The sequence below is a fragment of the Micromonospora sp. NPDC000442 genome (genome assembly GCF_042898635.1).
Taxonomy (GTDB): Bacteria; Actinomycetota; Actinomycetes; order Mycobacteriales; family Micromonosporaceae; genus Micromonospora.
The window spans coordinates 281013-299680 of sequence record NZ_JBIAYZ010000007.1 but is presented as its reverse complement, the minus strand read 5'-3'; the positions used below and the strand labels follow the sequence as shown (position 1 = coordinate 299680).

At 71.1% G+C, this 18668-nt stretch carries 12 protein-coding genes and 1 pseudogene; 5 read left to right on the top strand and 8 right to left on the bottom strand.

Features of this window, described 5'->3' with window-relative positions; all coding sequences use genetic code 11:
• Positions 1-61 precede the first annotated feature (61 nt).
• Entirely contained in the window at positions 62-1942 is a 1881-nt protein-coding gene (recQ, locus tag ACFY2A_RS14335; protein ID WP_387171653.1) for a DNA helicase RecQ, read from the top strand.
• An 86-nt stretch (positions 1943-2028) separates the two neighbouring features.
• On the opposite strand, the gene uvrC is transcribed toward recQ, so the two are convergent.
• Positions 2029-4134, bottom strand: a complete 2106-nt coding sequence (gene uvrC, locus ACFY2A_RS14330; RefSeq protein WP_387171651.1) for an excinuclease ABC subunit UvrC — start codon at positions 4132-4134, stop codon at positions 2029-2031.
• A 191-nt stretch (positions 4135-4325) separates the two neighbouring features.
• Between uvrC and ACFY2A_RS14325 the strand changes: the two genes are divergently transcribed.
• Positions 4326-7583, top strand: coding sequence for a penicillin acylase family protein (locus ACFY2A_RS14325; RefSeq protein WP_387171649.1), 3258 nt, complete (start codon positions 4326-4328; stop codon positions 7581-7583).
• Positions 7584-7687: 104 nt separating this feature from the next.
• On the opposite strand, the gene ACFY2A_RS14320 is transcribed toward ACFY2A_RS14325, so the two are convergent.
• The 3 genes and pseudogenes from ACFY2A_RS14320 to rsgA all read right to left on the bottom strand — a co-directional run bounded on the left by ACFY2A_RS14320 (position 7688) and on the right by rsgA (position 12672).
• Positions 7688-8164, bottom strand: coding sequence for a Rieske (2Fe-2S) protein (locus ACFY2A_RS14320; RefSeq protein ID WP_387171771.1), 477 nt, complete (start codon positions 8162-8164; stop codon positions 7688-7690).
• A 220-nt stretch (positions 8165-8384) separates the two neighbouring features.
• Positions 8385-11327 (bottom strand): excinuclease ABC subunit UvrA, encoded by a 2943-nt coding sequence (uvrA, locus tag ACFY2A_RS14315; RefSeq protein ID WP_387171647.1) that lies wholly within the window; start codon positions 11325-11327, stop codon positions 8385-8387.
• A gap of 302 nt (positions 11328-11629) precedes the next feature.
• Positions 11630-12672 (bottom strand): annotated as a pseudogene (gene rsgA, locus ACFY2A_RS14310) (ribosome small subunit-dependent GTPase A).
• A gap of 258 nt (positions 12673-12930) precedes the next feature.
• Here rsgA and ACFY2A_RS14305 point away from each other — a divergent pair.
• On the top strand, positions 12931-13647 hold the full coding sequence (locus ACFY2A_RS14305; RefSeq protein ID WP_387171645.1) for a maleylpyruvate isomerase family mycothiol-dependent enzyme: 717 nt from the start codon (positions 12931-12933) through the stop codon (positions 13645-13647).
• A gap of 6 nt (positions 13648-13653) precedes the next feature.
• Positions 13654-14307 carry an MBL fold metallo-hydrolase gene (locus ACFY2A_RS14300; RefSeq protein ID WP_387171643.1) on the top strand — a complete coding sequence of 218 codons (654 nt, stop codon included), beginning with the start codon at positions 13654-13656 and terminating at the stop codon, positions 14305-14307.
• A gap of 12 nt (positions 14308-14319) precedes the next feature.
• On the opposite strand, the gene ACFY2A_RS14295 is transcribed toward ACFY2A_RS14300, so the two are convergent.
• Both ACFY2A_RS14295 and ACFY2A_RS14290 read right to left on the bottom strand, forming a co-directional pair.
• The gene (locus ACFY2A_RS14295) at positions 14320-14643 is read right to left on the bottom strand and encodes a nuclear transport factor 2 family protein (RefSeq protein ID WP_363924945.1); all 324 of its coding nucleotides are present in this window, start codon (positions 14641-14643) and stop codon (positions 14320-14322) included.
• A 146-nt stretch (positions 14644-14789) separates the two neighbouring features.
• On the bottom strand, positions 14790-15398 hold the full coding sequence (locus tag ACFY2A_RS14290; protein WP_387171641.1) for a DedA family protein: 609 nt from the start codon (positions 15396-15398) through the stop codon (positions 14790-14792).
• Between the two features lie 236 nt (positions 15399-15634).
• On the opposite strand from ACFY2A_RS14290, the gene ACFY2A_RS14285 reads away from it, so the two are divergent.
• Positions 15635-15838 (top strand): cold-shock protein, encoded by a 204-nt coding sequence (locus ACFY2A_RS14285; protein WP_093401468.1) that lies wholly within the window; start codon positions 15635-15637, stop codon positions 15836-15838.
• A gap of 78 nt (positions 15839-15916) precedes the next feature.
• Here ACFY2A_RS14285 and ACFY2A_RS14280 read toward each other — a convergent pair whose 3' ends face one another.
• Together ACFY2A_RS14280 and ACFY2A_RS14275 are read right to left on the bottom strand one after the other, a co-directional pair.
• Positions 15917-16813, bottom strand: coding sequence for a hypothetical protein (locus ACFY2A_RS14280; RefSeq protein WP_387171639.1), 897 nt, complete (start codon positions 16811-16813; stop codon positions 15917-15919).
• 163 nt (positions 16814-16976) lie between these two features.
• Positions 16977-18668, bottom strand: a complete 1692-nt coding sequence (locus ACFY2A_RS14275; protein WP_387171637.1) for a CocE/NonD family hydrolase — start codon at positions 18666-18668, stop codon at positions 16977-16979.

Below are 18668 nucleotides of genomic sequence, written 5' to 3'. Positions count from 1 at the left end.
GTTGGCCTCGCCCGGGAACGGCGTGCAATCAGCTGTCCGGGGTGGCTCGTAGAATCCTCGGATGGTCTCTCCCGCCGACGTGAGCGTCACCGACCTGGCCGCCTCCGACGCACCCACCGCCGAGAAGGTGACAGCGACGCTGGAGGTGCTGCGGCGGGTCTTCGGGTACAACTCGTTCCGGGGCTTCCAGCGGGAGGTCATCGACCACGTGGTGGCCGGCGGCGACGCGCTGGTGCTGATGCCCACCGGCGGCGGCAAGTCGTTGTGCTACCAGATTCCCGCCCTGGTCCGCGACGGTGTCGCCGTGGTGATCTCGCCGCTGATCGCGCTGATGCAGGACCAGGTGGACGCGTTGACCGCCGTCGGTGTCAAGGCCGGCTTCCTCAACTCGACACTGGATCTGGACACCCGCCGGCTGGTGGAGGCGGAGTTCGTGGCCGGGGAGATCGATCTGCTCTACCTCGCGCCGGAGGCGCTGGCCAGTCGGGCCACGCTGAGCCTGCTGGACCGGGGGCGGATCAGCCTGTTCGCCATCGACGAGGCGCACTGCGTGTCGCAGTGGGGCCACGACTTCCGGCCGGACTACCTGAACCTGTCGATGCTGCACGAACGCTGGCCGGGCGTACCCCGCATCGCGTTGACCGCCACCGCGACAAGCGCCACCCGGTCCGAGATCGCCACCCGCCTCAGCCTCACCGAGGCGCGGCACTTCGTGGCCAGCTTCGACCGGCCCAACATCCAGTACCGGATCGTGCCGAAGCGGGAGCCGCGCAAGCAACTGCTCGCCCTGCTGCGCGACGAACATCCCGGCGAGGCGGGCATCATCTACTGCCTGTCCCGCGCCTCGGTGGAGAAGACCGCCGAGTTCCTGGTCGCCAACGGCATCGACGCCCTGCCGTACCACGCCGGCCTGGACGCGGGCACTCGCGCCGCCAATCAGCAGCGCTTCCTGCGCGCCGACGCAGTGGTGATGGTGGCGACGATCGCCTTCGGAATGGGCATCGACAAGCCCGACGTGCGGTTCGTCGCCCATCTCGACCTGCCCAAGTCGGTCGAGGGCTACTACCAGGAGACCGGCCGCGCCGGCCGCGACGGGTTGCCGTCGACCGCCTGGCTGGCGTACGGGCTGCAGGACGTGGTCCAGCAGCGGAAGATGATCGACACCTCCGAGGGTGACCTGGCGCACCGGCGCAACCTCGCTGCCCACCTCGACGCGATGCTGGCGCTCTGCGAGACGGTCCGCTGCCGCCGGGCGCAGTTGCTGGAGTACTTCGGCGAGCCGGCCACCGGCGGCTGCGGCAACTGCGACACCTGTCTGGAGCCGCCCGAGTCCTGGGACGGCACGGTGGCCGCGCAGAAGCTGCTCTCCACCGTCTTCCGGCTGGACCGGGAGCGCAACCAACGGTTCGGCGCCGGGCACTGCATCGACATCCTGCTGGGTCGCACCACCGACAAGATCGGCCAGCATCGGCACGACTCGCTTACCGTGTTCGGCATCGGCGATGAGCTGAGCGAGGCGGAGTGGCGCGGCGTGGTCCGGCAACTGCTCGCCGAGGGACTGCTCGCCGTCGAGGGCGACTACGGCACCCTGGCGCTCACCGACGCCAGCGCCGAGGTGCTCGGCCGGCGGCGCACCGTGATGCTGCGCCGCGAGGCGGCCCGCCCGGCGAAGGCAGCCAAGCCACGGGGCGCGGCCACCGTGGTCGCCGAGCTGCCGGCGGAGGCAGCCGGCACGTTCGAGCGCCTGCGGGCCTGGCGGGCGGCCACCGCGAAGGAGCAGGGCGTACCCGCGTACGTCATCTTCCACGACGCGACGCTGCGGCAGATCGCGGCCGACGCGCCGTCGTCGCTGGCCGAGCTGTCCCGGATCAGCGGCGTCGGCGAGAACAAGCTGGCCAAGTACGGCGAGCAGCTCCTCGGGGTGCTCACCGACGCCGCCTGAGCTCCGCCCTCCCTCATCAGGATCCGCGTAACTTCGAGGTTGCTGCTGTCTCAGGCGCCGTGGAGACCGCAACATCCCCGAAGGTGTCAACTTGCGGGAGGTTCGGTGGTGGGGGTGCGGAGGGCGGTGAGGATGGCCTCGGCGGTGCGCCGGCCGACGCCGGGGACCTCGGCGATCTCCTCCACGGTGGCGGCCGAGAGGCGTTTCAGCGAGCCGAAGTGACGTAGCAGCGCCTTGCGGCGTACCTCGCCCAGACCGGGGACGTTGTCCAACGCCGAGGTGGTCATCCGCTTGGAGCGGCGCTGCCGGTGGAAGGTGATGGCGAAGCGGTGGGCCTCGTCGCGTACCCGCTGCAGCAGATAGAGCCCCTCGGAGGCGCGCGGCAGGATGACCGGGAAGTCGTCGTCGGGCAGCCAGACCTCCTCCAGCCGCTTGGCCAACCCGCACAGCGCCACGTCGTCGATGCCCAGCTCGGCGAGGGCCTGTGCGGCGGCGGCGACCTGCGGCGCTCCACCGTCGACCACGACCAACTGCGGCGGGTACGCGAACCTGCGCGGCCGGCCGGTGGTCGGGTCGACAAGCGCCCCGATCCGCGGCTCGCCGCTGCCGTCGACGACGCCTGCATCACCGTCGTCTGCGTCGACGACGGCCGGCGTGGTGCCGAGAACATCGGTGCCGGCGACGGCCGGCTCGCGGGCGGCGGCGAGGTCAACGGCGGCGGCCGGGGCGGCGAGGTCAGCGACAGCCGGGGCGGCGAGGTCAGCGGCGGATTCGACACCTGCCTCACCGGTCTCGGCGCGCGCGTCGAGGTAGCGGGCGAAGCGGCGGCGCAGCACCTCGGACATCGCCGAGAGGTCGTCGGTGGCACCCCGGATGATGAATCGCCGGTACTCGCTCTTGCGGGGCAGCCCGTCCTCGAAGACGACCATGCTCGCCACCACGTCGGTGCCCTGGATCTGCGAGATGTCGAAACACTCGATGCGCAGCGGCGCCGTCCGCAGCCCGAGCGCCTCGGTGATCTCGTCGAGGGCCTTGCTGCGGGTGGTGAGGTCACCGGCCCGCTTGAGCTTGTGCCGGGCCAGGGCGTCCTTCGCGTTGCGTTCCACCGTCTCCATCAGGGCCCGCTTGTCGCCGCGCTGCGGCACCCGCAGCGTCACCCGGCCGCCCCGGTGGGTGGAGAGCCAGTCGGCAAGCGCCTCGGCGTCGGCGGGCAGCTCGGGCACCAGCAGCTCGCGCGGCACATCGGCCTCGCCGTGCTCGCCGCCGTAGACCTGGGTGCAGAAGTGGTGCACCAGATCACCTGTGGTCAGTTCCTCGGTCTTCTCCACCACCCAGCCGCGCTGGCCGCGTACCCGCCCGCCCCGGACGTGGAAGACCTGGACCGCGGCTTCGAGCGGGTCGTCGGCGAAGGCCACCACGTCGGCGTCGGTGCCGTCGCCGAGCACCACCGTCTGCTTCTCCATCGCCCGGCGCAGCGCGGCGACGTCGTCGCGCAGCCGGGCCGCCCGCTCGAACTCCAACTGCTCGCTGGCCTCGGCCATCTCGCGTTCCAGTTTGCGGACCATGGTGTCGGTGCGCCCGGCCATGAAGTCGCAGAAATCGTCGACGATCTCGCGATGCCGCTCAGCGGAGACGCTGCCGACGCAGGGGGCCGAACACTTGCCGATGTATCCCAGCAGGCAGGGCCGGCCGACCTGGCCGGCCCGCTTGAACACCCCGGCGGAGCAGGTGCGGGCCGGGAAGACACGCAGCAGCAGATCGAGCGTCTCGCGGATCGCCCAGGCGTGCGAGTACGGCCCGAAGTACCGCACCCCCTTGCGCTTGGCCCCGCGCATCACCTGGAGCCGGGGATATTCCTCGTCGAGGGTCACCGCCAGGTAGGGGTAGGACTTGTCGTCGCGGTACCGGACGTTGAATCTCGGGTCGTACTGCTTGATCCAGAGGTATTCGAGCTGGAGCGCCTCGACCTCGGTGCCCACGGTGACCCAGTCGACCGCCTCGGCGGTGGTGACCATCTGCTGGGTGCGCTGGTGCAGCCCCCACAGGTCGGCGAAGTAGGAATTCAGTCGACTGCGCAGGTTCTTCGCCTTGCCTACGTAAATCACCCGGCCGGTGCCGTCGTAGAAGCGGTACACCCCTGGCGCCTCGGGAATCGTGCCCGGCGCGGGACGGTAGGTCGACGGATCAGCCACACTCCGAGACTAGTCGCCGCCTCCGACAGCCCGGATCATCCCCTGATGCCCGTTCCCGCCTCGCCGGGGCGACCGCGCTCGACGCCCTGATCGACGCCTTCCAATATCGAGCACGGCGGCCTACCATCCAGTAACCGAATGTTCTTCATGTAATGATCCCGTCCGATGGCCCCCGTCCACAGAGGATCGCCATGACCGGTCACACCACCCCCCGCCGGCTGCTCGCCGGCACCACGGCCGCCGCCGTCGCCGCCCTTCTCGTCGCCGCCCCGACCACCGCCACCGCAGCCAGCAGCCCGACCGAGACCACGACGAGCACCCTCGCGACAAACGTCGCCAACGCCTTCGCCGCCAACGACTACTGCCTCGGAGAATGCTCGGAGATCCTGCCGCCCGGTCAGAACGGCAACGCCACCCTGGTCGAGATCCTGGGCAACCAGGCATTCGGCACCCTGCCCCGGCACTCCGCCGACCAGCTCGACAGGTACGCCGACCTCGTCTACGGCTACGCCGGGCTGAGCGAGGACCAGATCGACACCTTCTTCAACGACGCCTCCTTCGGCGTCGCGCCCAACCAGGTGGAACGCGACTACTCGCCCCGCTCTGACGTCCGCATCCTGCGGGACCGGGCCACCGGCGTCCCGCACATCACCGGCACCACCCGCGCCGGCACCATGTTCGGTGCCGGCTACGCCGGGGCCGAGGACCGGCTGTTCACAATCGACCTGCTGCGGCACGTCGGCCGAGGCACCCTGACCCCGTTCGCGGGTGGCGCCCCGGGCAACCGGGCGCTGGAGCAGAGCGTCTGGCGCACCTCCCCGTACACCGAGGCCGACCTGGCGGCGCAGGTCGCCGCGCTGCGGCAGAAGGGTGACCGCGGTGAGCAGCTCTACACGGACGTGCAGGAGTACATCGCCGGGATCAACGCCTACATCCGTACCTGCATGGCCAACCGCAACTGCCCCGGGGAGTACGTGCTCACCGGGCATCTCGACGCGATCACCAACGCCGGCGGGCCCGAGCCGTTCGTGATGACCGACCTGGTCGCCATCGCCGGCGTGGTCGGCGGCCTGTTCGGCGGCGGAGGCGGCACCGAGATGCAGTCCGCGCTGGTCCGCATCGCCGCCCGGGCCAAGTTCGGCCCGGTGGAGGGCGACCGGGTGTGGAACGGCTTCCGGGGGCAGAACGACCCGGAGACCGTGCTGACGCTGCACGACGGCCAGAGCTTCCCGTACGGCGACGCCTCCCCCGACGCGCCAAGCGTGGTGCTGCCCGACGCCGGCTCGTCCCGGGTCGAGCCGGTCTTCACCGACCCGACCGGCTCCGCGACCGCCGCCGCGACCTCGAAGAGCGGCTCCGAGCTGGCCGCCGCACTGTCCGGGCTGACCATCGACCCGGCACACCGGGGCATGTCCAACGCGGCGGTGATCTCCGCCGAGCACTCCACCAGCGGGCACCCGGTGGCGGTCTTCGGGCCGCAGACCGGCTACTTCTCCCCCCAACTGCTGATGGTCCAGGAGTTGCAGGGGCCAGGCATCAGCGCCCGAGGTGCCGCCTTCGCCGGGCTCAACCTGTACGTCCTGCTCGGCCGGGGCCAGGACTACGCCTGGAGCGCCACCTCCTCCGTGCACGACATCACCGACACGTACGCGGTGCCGCTCTGCGTACCCGGCGGTGGCACGCCGACGCTGGGCAGCAACCACTACCTGTTCCGCGGCCAGTGCCTGGCGATGGAGGGGTTGTCCCACGTCAACAGGTGGAGCCCGACCGTCGCCGACGGCACCGCCGCCGGGTCGTACAAGCTGGTCGCCTGGCGTACGAAGCTCGGCCTGGTGGCGTGGCGGGGCACCGTCGGCGGGGTGCCGCACGCCTTCACCCACCTGCGGTCCACCTACGGCCGGGAGGCCGACTCCGCCATCGGCTTCCAGATGTACAACGACCCGGCCCAGATGGGCTCCGCGGCGGCGTTCCGCACCTCGGCGAACAACGTCGAGTACGCGTTCAACTGGTTCTACGTCAACTCCACCGAGTCGGCGTACTTCAACTCCGGGCTCAACCCGCTGCGGGCCTCCGGCACCAATCCGAGCTTGCCGATGAAGGCCGATCGGGCGTACGAGTGGCAGGGTTTCGACCCGGACACCGGCACCGCCCGGTACGCGCCGGCGTCGGCCCACCCGCAGTCGGTGAACCAGGACTACTACGTCAGCTGGAACAACAAGCAGGCCAAGGACTTCGGTGCCGCCGACGGCAACTTCAGCTTCGGCGCCGTGCACCGCGGTGACCTGCTGGACAAGCCGGTGAAGGCGGCGCTCGCGGCGGGCCGCACCTTCGACCGGGCCTCGCTCACCGAGCTGGTGCAGCGGGCCGGCCTGACCGATCTGCGCGGCGCCGAAGTGCTCGGCGAGCTGATCCGGGTACTGGAGAGCCAACCGGTCACCGACACCGCGATGGCCACCGAGATCGCCCGGTTGAAGGCGTGGCGGCTGGCAGGCGCGCTGCGCGTGGAGACAACAAAGGGCAGCAAGGTCTACCAGCACGCCGAGGCGATCCGTACCCTCGACGCCTGGTGGCCGCTGCTGGTGCGGGGCATGTTCCGGGAGCCGCTCGGCGCGGAGTTGTACCAGTCCCTGGTCAACGCCCTCCAGGTCAACGAGTCACCCTCCGGCCACCAACAGGGCGACGTGTCGAACCTGCCGTCGTCAGCCAACAGCGCCCAGACGCACAAGGGCTCGGCGTTCCAGTACGGGTGGTGGGGTTGGGTCGACAAGGACCTGCGGGCCGTCCTGGGTGACCCGGTGGCCGGCGGGCCGGGGCGTACCTTCTGCGGCGACGGCGACCTCGCCGCCTGCCGCCAGATCCTGCTGGACACGCTGCGGACGGCGGCGACGACGCCGGCCACGCAGACCTATCCGGGTGACTCGACGTGCGCCGCCGGTGACCAGTGGTGCGCCGACGCCATCGTCCAGTCACCGCTGGGCGGCATCAAGCACGCCACCATCGCCTGGCAGAACCGTCCCACCTACCAGCAGGTGATTTCGTTCCCCGCCCGACGTGGCGACGACCTGACCAACCTGGCCGCCGGCCGCCCGGTCACCGCCTCCAGCAGTCAACTGTTCAACGGTGCCGGCCGCGCCGTCGACGGCGACCTGGGCACCCGCTGGGCCAGTTCCTGGTCGGACAACCAATGGCTGCGGGTGGACCTCGGATCCGTACGGCAGGTGGGTCGGGTGGTCCTGGCCTGGGAGGCGGCCCACGCCCGGTCGTACCGAGTGGAGGTTTCCGCCGACGGTGCCACCTGGCGGCCGGTCTGGTCGACCACAGCCGGGGACGGCGGGACCGACGTGGTCACCTTCGCCCCGCAGCAGGCCCGGTACGTGCGGATGTACGGGCTGACCCGGGGCACCTCCTACGGCTTCTCGCTGTGGGAGATGTCGGTCCACGCCCAGTGAGGCCGACGGTCGCGGCCGGGACGACACCGTCCCGGCCGCGACCGCCAGGGAACGACCGGCAGGAGGCCGCAGCCTGGCCAGTCCTCCGGGCGCGCCAGATCGACTCAGGCCAGCGCGATCTGGTCGCCGTCGACCTTGATGTTCTTGGCCGGCAGCGGCGTGGTGGCCGGGCCGGCCTTGACGGAGCCGTCCTCGATGGAGAACTTGCTGCCGTGGCAGGTGCAGTTGATGGTGCCGCCGTCGACGTTCGACACCGGGCAGCCCTGATGGGTGCAGACCGGGTCGAAACCCTTGAAGTCGCCGGCGGTGGGTTGGGTGATCACCACGCCCTGGGCGGCGAAGACCGCGCCGCCGCCGACCGGGATGTCGGTCGTCCGGGCCAGTGACTGGGCGCCCTCACGGTCCCCGCCACCGGCGTCACCGGTGTTGGTGACCTGCGGTCCCGGGCTCGGTGCCGCGCCGTCGTCGTCCGCACCGCCGCACGCGGTCAGGACGACCGCCGCGCCGACCGCCCCCGCACCCGTGAGCACGGCCCGGCGGGTACGCATTCCCGGTCCGGTCGGCACCTGGTCGTCGCTGATGCCTGCCCCCTGCTGCGGCTCGCTCATGCCTCGCCCCTCCGTCGGTGACCCCGGTGCATGATCTGTGGCTACTCTTCCCTACACGCACCACTTTGCCGGCCGGTTCACCCGATCGGCCACCCGGGCCCGCCGTCCCCGCCGCTCGGGGCCGGAAACCCTCGGTGAGCTGCGCGGTGCCGGCCGGCACCGCACCGGCCACCGGCGCCTGGCATCCGGTCGGTCAGCGCGCGGCGGCGGTGGTCTTGCGGCCGCTCCGGGCCCGGGCGCCGTTGGCCTTCGCCGCCCGGGCGGTGGCCGCCACGGCACCCTTCGCCGCGCCGTCGAGCTTGAGGACGGTACGCAGGAACTGCCCGGTGTGACTCTCGGCTACCTCGGCGACCTCCTCCGGGCTGCCGGTGGCGAGCACCGTGCCGCCCCGGTGACCGCCCTCGGGGCCCATGTCGATCAACCAGTCCGCGCTCTTGATCACGTCCAGGTTGTGCTCGATCGTGATCACCGTGTTGCCCTTGTCGACCAGGCCCTCCAGCACCAGCAGCAGCTTGCGGATGTCCTCGAAGTGCAGGCCGGTGGTCGGCTCGTCGAGCACGTAGACCGTCCGCCCGGTCGAGCGCTTCTGCAACTCCGAGGCGAGCTTGACCCGCTGCGCCTCGCCGCCGGAGAGGGTCGGGGCGGGTTGCCCCAGCCGTACGTAGCCCAGACCCACGTCGACAAGCGTCTTGAGGTGCCGGTGGATGGCCGGGATGGCGGAGAAGAACTCGGCCGCCTCCTCGATCGGCATCTCCAGCACGTCGGAGACGGTCTTGCCCTTGTAGTGCACCTCCAGGGTCTCCCGGTTGTACCGGGCGCCCTTGCAGACCTCACACGGGACGTACACGTCGGGCAGGAAGTTCATCTCGATCTTGATCGTACCGTCGCCGGAGCACGCCTCGCAGCGACCGCCCTTGACGTTGAAGGAGAACCGTCCCGGGCCGTACCCGCGCACCTTGGCCTCGGTGGTCTCGGCGAACAGCTTGCGCACGTGGTCCCAGACGCCGGTGTAGGTGGCCGGGTTGGATCGCGGGGTGCGGCCGATCGGCGACTGGTCGACGCCGACGACCTTGTCGACGTGCTCCAGCCCGGAGACCCGGGTGTGCCGGCCCGGCACCAGCCGGGCACCGTTGATCTGGTTGGCCAGCACGGCGTAGAGAATGTCGTTGACCAGGGTCGACTTGCCCGAGCCACTGACGCCGGTGACGGCGATCAACTGGCCGAGCGGGAAGCTCACGGTCAGGTTGCGCAGGTTGTGCTCGCGGGCCCCGTGCACCACCAGCTCCCGCCCCGGAGTCTGCGGTCGACGTCCCTCGGGTGTCGGGATCTTCCGCCGGCCGGACAGGTACGCCCCGGTCAGTGACTCCGCGTTCTCCAGCAGCGCCGGCACCGAGCCGCTGTGCACGATCCGACCGCCGTGTTCCCCGGCGCCGGGACCGATGTCGACGATCCAGTCGGCGGTACGGATGGTGTCCTCGTCGTGCTCGACCACGATCAGCGTGTTACCCAGGCCACGTAGTCGCACCAGCGTCTCGATCAGCCGGTGGTTGTCCCGCTGGTGCAGCCCGATCGACGGCTCGTCCAGCACGTAGAGCACCCCGACCAGGCCGGAGCCGATCTGGGTGGCCAGCCGGATCCGCTGCGCCTCGCCGCCGGAGAGGGTGCCGGCCGGGCGGTCCAGGGAGAGGTAGTCCAGCCCGACGTCGAGCAGGAAGCGCAACCGGGCGTTGATCTCCTTGAGCACCCGCTCGGCGATCAACTTCTGCCGGTCGGTCAGTTCGATGCCGGCCAGCAGGTCGGCGCACTCGCCGACCGACAGGTTGCAGACCTCGGCGATGCTGCGCCCGGCCAGGGTGACCGCGAGTACCTCGGGCTTGAGCCGGGCACCGCCGCAGGCCGCACAGGGCACGTCGCGCATGTAGCCCTCGTACTTCTCCCGCGACCACTCACTCTCGGTGTCCGAGTGCCGGCGCTCGATCCACTGCATCACGCCCTCGAAGCCGGTGTAGTACGAGCGCTCCCGGCCGTACTTGTTGCGGTAGCGCACGTGCACCTGGTCGCCGGAGCCGTGCAGGATCGTCTTCTGCGCCCGCGACGGCAGCGCCCGCCAGGGCGTGTCCACGTCGAAGTGCTCCGCCTCACCGAGCGCCTCCAGCAGGCGCAGGAAGTATTCCAGGTTGTGCCCGGCCGCCCAGGGTTGGATCGCGCCCTCGCGCAGGCTGCGCTCCGGGTCGGGGACGACCAGTTCCGGGTCGACCTCCTTCTTGGTGCCCAGGCCGGTGCACTCCGGGCAGGCGCCGTAGGGCGCGTTGAAGGAGAAGACCCGGGGCTCCAGGTCCTCGATCGCGAGGGGGTGGTCGTTGGGGCAGGCCAGGTGCTCGGAGTAGCGCCGCTCCCGGTCGGGGTCGTCCTCGGCCAGGTCGACGAAGTCGAGCAGGACCAGACCACTGGAGAGGCCCAACGCCGCCTCGACCGAGTCGGTCAGCCGCTGCTTGGCGCTGGGCTTGACGCTGAGCCGGTCGATCACCACCTCGATGGTGTGCTTCTCCTGCTTCTTCAGCTTCGGCGGGTCGGTGAGCTGGTGCACCACCCCGTCGACCCGGGCCCGGGCGTACCCCTTGGCCTGGAGTTCGCCGAAGAGGTCGACGTACTCGCCCTTGCGGCCGCGCACCACCGGGGCGAGCACCATGAAGCGGGTGCCCTCGGCCATGGCGAGAACCCGGTCGACGATCTGCTGCGGGCTCTGCCGGGAGATCCGCTCGCCGCAGACCGGGCAGTGCGGTTCGCCGACGCGGGCGAAGAGCAGCCGCAGGTAGTCGTAGACCTCGGTGATCGTGCCGACGGTGGAGCGGGGGTTGCGCGAGGTGGACTTCTGGTCGATGGACACGGCCGGGCTCAGGCCCTCGATGAAGTCGACGTCCGGCTTGTCCATCTGGCCGAGGAACTGCCGGGCGTACGACGACAGCGACTCGACGTAGCGCCGCTGCCCCTCGGCGAAGATCGTGTCGAAGGCCAGGCTCGACTTGCCCGACCCGGACAGCCCGGTGAACACGATCAGGGCGTCCCGGGGCAGGTCGAGGCTGACGTCACGCAGGTTGTGCTCGCGCGCGCCACGAATGATCAAACGGTCGGCCACGGTCCGTGTACTCCCGGGTGAGAATGGAGAGGAGGATCTGTCCGCTTTTGGGGTGACCCCAGCGGTTGTGTCAGCGCGGAGAGTGCGCCCCGGCAACTGTAGACCCGACCTCCGACAAGTTCTCCCACCCACATATCCCGCCCCTCCGTACCACTCCCACCCCCTCCCCCGCCCAGTTGCGCCGATCAGGCAGTGACCGAACGAAGCAGAAGTGGTCGAAAGCTCTCATACCGACCATCACAGCTGCCTGATCACGAACCGGAGTGGGCGGCGAGGGCGGAGGCGGGGCTGAGGGGGGGCGGTCAGTGGGGACGGGGGGTGCGGCGGGTGGCGCGGGACACACGGGTGGAGCGGGTGGAGCGGCGACGGGTCTCGTGGATGATCTCCCGTTGCAGCCGGCGCCAGCTCTCATAGCGCCGGGCGGTCAGCGCACCGGCATCCAGCGCCGCCCGCACCGCGCAGCCGGGTTCGGCCTCGTGCCCGCAGTCGCCGTACCGGCAGCCGGCGGCCAGGTCGGCGATGTCGGCGAAGGCGCGGTCGAGCCCGGTCGCGCCGTCGAGCAGGCCGACGGCCCGGACCCCGGGCGTGTCCACCACGGCACCCCCGCCCGGCAGCGGCACCAGCGCCCGCCAGGTGGTGGTGTGCCGCCCCTTGCCGTCGACCCGACGGATCGCCTGGGTGGGCATCACCACGCCGAGGCGAGCGCGTTGACCAGGCTCGACTTGCCGGCGCCGGAGAGTCCGAGCAGCCCGAGGGTGCGGCCGGGGCCAACTTCGGCGCGCAGCGGTGCCAGCCCGGTGCCGCGCTCGGCGCTTACCGGCAGCACCGGCACACCGGGCGCCAGGGCCGCCAGGTGGCGCGCCACCGCCGCCGGATCGGCCGCCAGGTCGGTCTTGGTCAGCACCACCAGCGGCCGGGCACCCGACTCGTGGACCAGGGAGAGCAGTCGCTCGATACGGGCGGCGTCCGGTGCCGGGTGCACCGGTTCCACCACGGCGGCCACGTCCAGGTTGGCGGCCAGCAGCTGGCCGCTGGCGTCCTTGCCGGCGGTACGCCGGATCAACGCGGTACGCCGGGGCAGCACTACCTCCACCGTCACCCGCCCATCGGGCCAGGCGCACAGCAGCACCCAGTCGCCGACGCCGGGCAGCCGGGTCGCGTCGCCGACGGCGGCGGCCAGCACGGCCCCGCCGGTCGAGGCGCGCACCGGCCCGTCCTCGGTGAGCACGGTGCAGACGCCGCGGTCGACGCGGGCCACCCGGCCGGGGCGCTTGTCGGTACGGATACGTCGCAGATGGGCCGCCCGGTCGGTGTCCCAGCCCAGGGCGGTCAGCGAGATGGTCATGGCTCCTCGTTCAGTGTCGGTGCGGGTGATACACGGGTGCGGTGACCGGCATGACCACCACCTCCTCCGCTCCGGCGCCGCGCACGAACCTGGTCGACCTCCCCCGGTGGTGACCGGGCCGCGAGGCAGCGGGCGAGGCGTCCGCGTCGCGTGACCCGGGTCGAGGGGGTCGCTGGCACAGACGGTAGGTCGGGCCACGCCACGCCGGAAGTGAATTCCCCGGCGACGCGGTGGGCACGGGCCGCTAGGGTCAGCACCGTGACGATGGATCCGCTTCTGCTGACCGGCGACGTGGACGACGCCACGGCTCGCCTGCTGCGAACGGCGGCCACCTTCGACGCCGCCGACCTCGCGGCGCCCTCCCTGCTGCCGGGGTGGAGCCGAGGGCACGTGCTGGCCCACCTCTGCCGCAATGCCGACGGCTTCGTCAACCTGCTCACCTCGGCCCGCACCGGCGAGTCGATCCCGATGTACGCCAGCACCGCGGCCCGGACCGCGGACATCGAGGCGGGGGCCACGCGTACCCCGGAGGAACAGCTGGACGACCTGCGGCGCAGCGCGGACCGGTTCGCCGAGGCCGTCGCCGCGATGCCGGTGCCGGCGTGGGGTGCCGCCGTCGAGACCCGACACGGCTCGCGGCCGGCGGCCCTGCTCGTCTGGGGTCGGCTGCGGGAGCTGGAGATCCACCACGTCGACCTGGCGGCCGGCTACCGGCTCACGGACTGGTCACCGGACTTCGGTCACCGGCTGCTGCACGAGGTGACCAGCGGCTTCGCCGACCGAAGCGACGTACCGGCGATGGTGCTGCGCTTCGACGGCAGCAGCCACGAACTGGTGCTCGGCGACCGGGCACAGGCACCGGTCGTCGCGGGTTCGGCGGCCGAACTCGCCGCGTGGCTGACCGGCCGCGACCCCGGCACCACCCTGACCGTCACCCCCGACGGACAGCTGCCCCGCCCGCCCGAATGGATCTAGGAAGTCATGACCTACAGCGGAGAAGTCACCCCCGGCGGCCCGCCGGCGGTACGCGAACTCGACCACCTGACCATCACCAAGGTGTCGGTCGGTCCGATGGACAACAACGCGTACCTGCTGCGCTGCGGCAGCACCGGCGAGCAGGTGCTGATCGACGCGGCGAACGAGGCGCCCAGACTGCTGGAGCTGATCGGCGACGCGGAGCTGGCCGCGGTGGTGACCACCCATCAGCACATGGACCACTGGGTGGGCCTGGAGGAGGTGGTGGCCAAGACCGGTGCCCGGGCGCTGGTGCACGCCGACGACGCGGACGGGCTGCCGATCGAGGCGCAGACCCTCACCGAGGGCGATGTCGTGCCGGTCGGTGACTGCGCCCTGGAGGTCATCCACCTGCGGGGCCACACCCCGGGTTCGGTGGCGCTGCTCTACCGCGACCCCGGTGGCGTGCCGCACCTCTTCACCGGCGACAGTCTTTTTCCGGGTGGTGTAGGAAATACCGACCGGGATCCGCAGCGGTTCGCCGCGCTCGTCGACGATGTCGAGCACAAGCTGTTCGACCAGCTGCCCGACGACACCTGGTTCTACCCCGGGCACGGCCGGGACTCGACGCTCGGCACGGAGCGCCCCCACCTGGCCGAGTGGCGCGCCCGCGGTTGGTGACAGCCGCGCCGGTCAGGGAGCGATGCGCAGCCGTCGGATCTGGTTGTCGTCGTAGTCCTCGAAGCGGTACCGCAGGCCGGCGAAGGGGCTGCCGGGAAAGTCACCGGCGATGGTGGCGGTGACCACCGTCCCTTCCGGCGTCTGCGTCACGTCGGTGATCTCGTACGACACCAGCGGCACCTCCTGCCGCCAGGCCCGGATCGCGGCGATGCCCTCGTAGGTCCTGTTCTCGTCCTCGACCACGGCGTCGGGGGCGAAGAGCGCGAAGTAGGCGTCGCTGTCGGCTTCGCCGGCGAGCGCGAAGTAACGACGGATGAGTGGCGGTGCGGCGCTCATGGCAGGGCTCCTTCAGGGCAGCGCGGACGAACGTCCTGATCCTGCACGACGCGTCCGACAGCCACCCCCGATTCGAGGTTCCGAGAGCAGCTGACGGCGTGGGCGAGCATCCCGGTGGGGAGGCGACGGGCGAGGCGGTGACCGGGTCAGCGGGTGACCGCGCGCAGCCGCCGACGGGTGCCGAGCAGCACCAGGGCCGCCAGCAGCAGTCCGCCGAACATGGTCACCAGCAGCGGACTCGCTCCGGCGGGAAGGAGCCTGGCCAGCGTCCGCGACGCGGTACCCACCACCAGGTAGAGGCCGGCCCATCCGGCCGCGCCGAGCGCCGCGAACCCGAGGAACCGTCGGTACGACATGTGCAGCCCGCCCGCGGCCAGCGGCAGCAGGGCGTTGAACACCGGCAGGAAGGGCGCGATCAGCACCAGCCGACCGCCGTCGCGGCGCAGGATGGCCTCCGCTGCCACCCACCGCGCCTCGCCGACCCAACCGCCGAAGCGGCTGCGCCGCAGCCGGTCGCCCCACCGTCGGCCGACGAGGAAGCTCAGCGACCAACCGGTGAGGCATCCGGTGACCACGGCGACGAAGGTCGCCAACCCGGTGGTGGGGCTGCCGACCGCCACTGCGGCGAGCACCGCCACGTCACCGGGCACGAGGACCCCGAACAACGGCACCGCGTCGAAGAGCATGACCACCCCGAGCACCGCCATCAGCACCACCACGGGAAGCTCTCCGACCTGGGCCAACTGGTCCGCCATACCCCGTACGCTAGGACCTGCCCGCCACCGTGGACATCGGGTTTCCTCCCCATCCTCCGCACGACGCCCCTGAGGGTGATCCCTGATCCGCCCGTCGCGTCGGAAACCATCCGTCCCACAACCTGAGGCGCTTCGCCCGGCAAATCCGCTATTCACCGGTTACTGTCGGGAAGGTATTGGGCGATCACCGGCGCGGAAGCCAGCGATCGCCCGCATGGAACAGGGAGAGAGTACGCATGGCAACCGGCACCGTGAAGTGGTTCAACTCCGAAAAGGGCTTCGGCTTCATCGAGCAGGACGGCGGAGGACCCGACGTCTTCGTCCACTACTCGGCCATTCAGTCCGGCGGTTACCGTGAGCTGACCGAGGGCCAGAAGGTCGAGTTCGACGTGACCCAGGGGCAGAAGGGTCCGCAGGCGGACAACGTCCGTCCGCTCTGACTCGTACCGGTCCCGCGGGGCTGATCGCACGGCGGCGGGTGGCGGCCGGTACTGGCCGCCACCCGTCGGAGCGTCGCCTCAGGCCGCCAGTCGGCGGCTCAACTCACTCACGACCTGCTGCGCCACGGTGGGCGGGATCGCCGCGGCTATCTCCTGCGGGGTGAGACCGGCCAGCACCCCGGTGACGATCGCCTGCTCGTCGGTGAAGTCCCGGTTCATCAGCGACTCCACCGTGCTCTGCAGCGCGGTGAGTTGGGCGCCGATGCTCCGCAGTGTCGGATGGGAGACCCGGAAGTCGGGGTCCTTGTGGTCCTCGCCCATGGCCATCCGGGTGTACGTCTGCCCGACCGGGTTGCGTCCGTCCAGGACGGTGAGGTTGCGGTGGACGGTCCTGAGCCAGTTGTGTTCCTCGGGTGTCATGTCGTTCTCTCCCTCCTCGGAGTTCAGCAGTCCGATGGTGGTCAGGTAGCGGCGGAACAGGGGCCGCTGGTCGCGGTTCGCCTTGATCGAGTCCCGGAAGAAACTGAAGTGGGTGTGCCACAGGTGGGACCGGTCGCCGGTGCTGCGACGGCCGAGCCGGTCCCAGCGTCGGACCACGGTGCCGTCCGGCGAATAGATGATCTCCCGGATGTCGCGGGTGTCCGGGGCGTTGGCGACACACTGCGCCACACACCAGGTCGAGAACGTGAACAGGTTGTGGGTACGGCCGCCGGAGTTGAGTCGGAACGTTCCCACGTCCAGGGCCGCCGCGTCGAGGGTGAGGCCGTTGCGGTCGCGGGGCGACTCGACCACCGAGTAGTCGTTGGTGACGACCCGGTCCGACCCGCAGTGGTAGCCCCCTCGGTGGTTGGCGTCGCCGACGATGCCGACTTCGTTGGGTTCGAGATCCTCGTCGCGACTGCGGTTGGGATCACGGTTGAGATGCTCGAGCAGCAGACTACGAACGGCGAGAAGATTTGCCGGGGCCCGCGTCATGGGTCCCCCTTCGCTTTCTCGTTGGGGACCAGGCGCGACAGTGACACCGCGTACGCGGTGGAGAGGCTCACCGGCGGGCCCGGCCGATCGGGTGCACGGCGCCGGGCGTATCACCACGATAGCTCGGGTTGTTGGAGAATGACCAGCTCAGAGGCGCTTTGATTCAGCTTAGAGAAGGCTGAGAGGCAGAGTGGACGACCGGTAGCACCACTGCGGACGGATGATCCGGGTCGTGCATGACCTCCCGGAATCCACCACGGAGTGTGACAGCCGCGCCGAGGGGTTCGCCAGTGCCGGGGTTACGCGCGTAGCGGGGATGGGCCCCGCCGGAAACCTGTAGCCGCAGTCGGTGCCCGGGGGCGAACCGGTGGGCGGTGGGCCACATCTCCACCGGCACCGCGACGGCGCCGGCGTGATCGGCGGGAAACCGCTGCGGGTCGAGCCGGACCAGCCCGTCGCAGATGTTCCACGAGCGACCCCGACGGTCCACGTCGCACAGTCGCACGAACACGTCCAGGTGCGTCAGCTCGCTGCGCAGGTGGATCTCGGCGCGCACCGGCCCGATCACCTCGATCCCGGCGGTCAATGGTTCGCTGGTCCAGGTCAACACGTCGGGCCGGGCCTCGACCGGGCGGTTGTCGAACGGCCCGGCCCGCTGGGCCACCAGCAGTGGACCGCCGAGCGACGGTGTCGGGTCGGCCGGGTCGTACCAGAATCCGTCCGGCGGCGACGGCACCGGGTCCGCGGGGCTCAGGGCCGCCCCCGGGTGCAGGTGCCACCGTACGGTGTCGGCGGGTGGCGGCCAGTCGGGCAGGTCACGCCAGCCTCCGCCGGCACCACCGACGTGCACCCGCACCGGGGCGGCGGGCGGGTGGGCGGCACCTACGGCCCGCCGCTCACCGGCCTGATCGTCGGACAGGTGGGTGTTGAGCCAGCTCAGTCCCTCGCGCAGGGCCGCGACGAACAACCCGGGGCTGCCGTGTGTCCACGGCCCGACCACCAGACGCGGACGGGCACCGGTGGCCCGCAGCGCCGTGTAGTCGCGCAGTTGAGCCGGCAGGAAGATGTCGTGCCAGCCGCTGACCATCGCCACCGGCGAGCTGACCCGGTGCAGTCGGTCGTCGAAGACCCGGCTGCGCCAGTAGTCGGCCTGCGGGGTGTGGTGCCGCAGCCACTCCTGAAAGAACGGCACGGTCACCCCGGTGGCGACCCGGTCGGCCTCGATCAACGGAAGGTGGGACAGGGCGGCGGTCAGCCTCGGCTGGCCGCGCTTGAGTTCCCACTGCCGGGCCAGCCACGGCACGGTCTGCGCCTGCAGCAGCTCGGCCCAGGTCAGCACCGTGTCCAGGGCGAACGACTCCCCCGCGTAGGTGGAGTCGCGGGTGGTCGAGGCGGTGGCGACCGCGACCATCGCCCGCAGCTGCGGGCCCGCGTCCGCCGCGAGCGCCCACTGCACGAATCCCTGGTAGCTGGCGCCGAACATGCCGAACGCACCGGTCCACCACGGCTGCCGGTGCAGCCAGTCGAGCGTGTCCAGGCCGTCGTCGCGTTCGTGCACGAACGGCTCGAACTCGCCGCCGGAGCCGCCGGTGCCCCGGCAGGACTGGATGACCACGTGGAACCCCTGCTCGGCGGCGAGTCGGCAGAGCAGCCGCATCGGTCCGGCCCGGCCGTACGGGGTGCGGATCAGCACGGTGGGCGCGGCGGGCAGGTCGGGCGCGTAGTGGTCGGTGCGCAGAATCACCCCGTCGCGTACCCGCAGCGCGATGTCCCGGGTGACGGTGACCCGTCGGGTCCGCGCCGGGGGAAGTCGCAGGACGGTGGCGGCAAGTCCGGCCGCCAGACGATCAAGCAC

What these genes read in the sequence shown, in the direction of transcription:
- recQ (WP_387171653.1), top strand. Translation starts at nt 62, where the DNA reads ATGGTCTCTCCCGCCGACGTGAGCGTCACCGACCTGGCCGCCTCCGAC.
- ACFY2A_RS14325 (WP_387171649.1), top strand. Translation starts at nt 4,326, where the DNA reads ATGACCGGTCACACCACCCCCCGCCGGCTGCTCGCCGGCACCACGGCC.
- ACFY2A_RS14300 (WP_387171643.1), top strand. Translation starts at nt 13,654, where the DNA reads ATGACCTACAGCGGAGAAGTCACCCCCGGCGGCCCGCCGGCGGTACGC.
- ACFY2A_RS14295 (WP_363924945.1), bottom strand. Translation starts at nt 14,643, where the DNA reads ATGAGCGCCGCACCGCCACTCATCCGTCGTTACTTCGCGCTCGCCGGC.
- ACFY2A_RS14290 (WP_387171641.1), bottom strand. Translation starts at nt 15,398, where the DNA reads ATGGCGGACCAGTTGGCCCAGGTCGGAGAGCTTCCCGTGGTGGTGCTG.
- ACFY2A_RS14285 (WP_093401468.1), top strand. Translation starts at nt 15,635, where the DNA reads ATGGCAACCGGCACCGTGAAGTGGTTCAACTCCGAAAAGGGCTTCGGC.
- ACFY2A_RS14280 (WP_387171639.1), bottom strand. Translation starts at nt 16,813, where the DNA reads ATGACGCGGGCCCCGGCAAATCTTCTCGCCGTTCGTAGTCTGCTGCTC.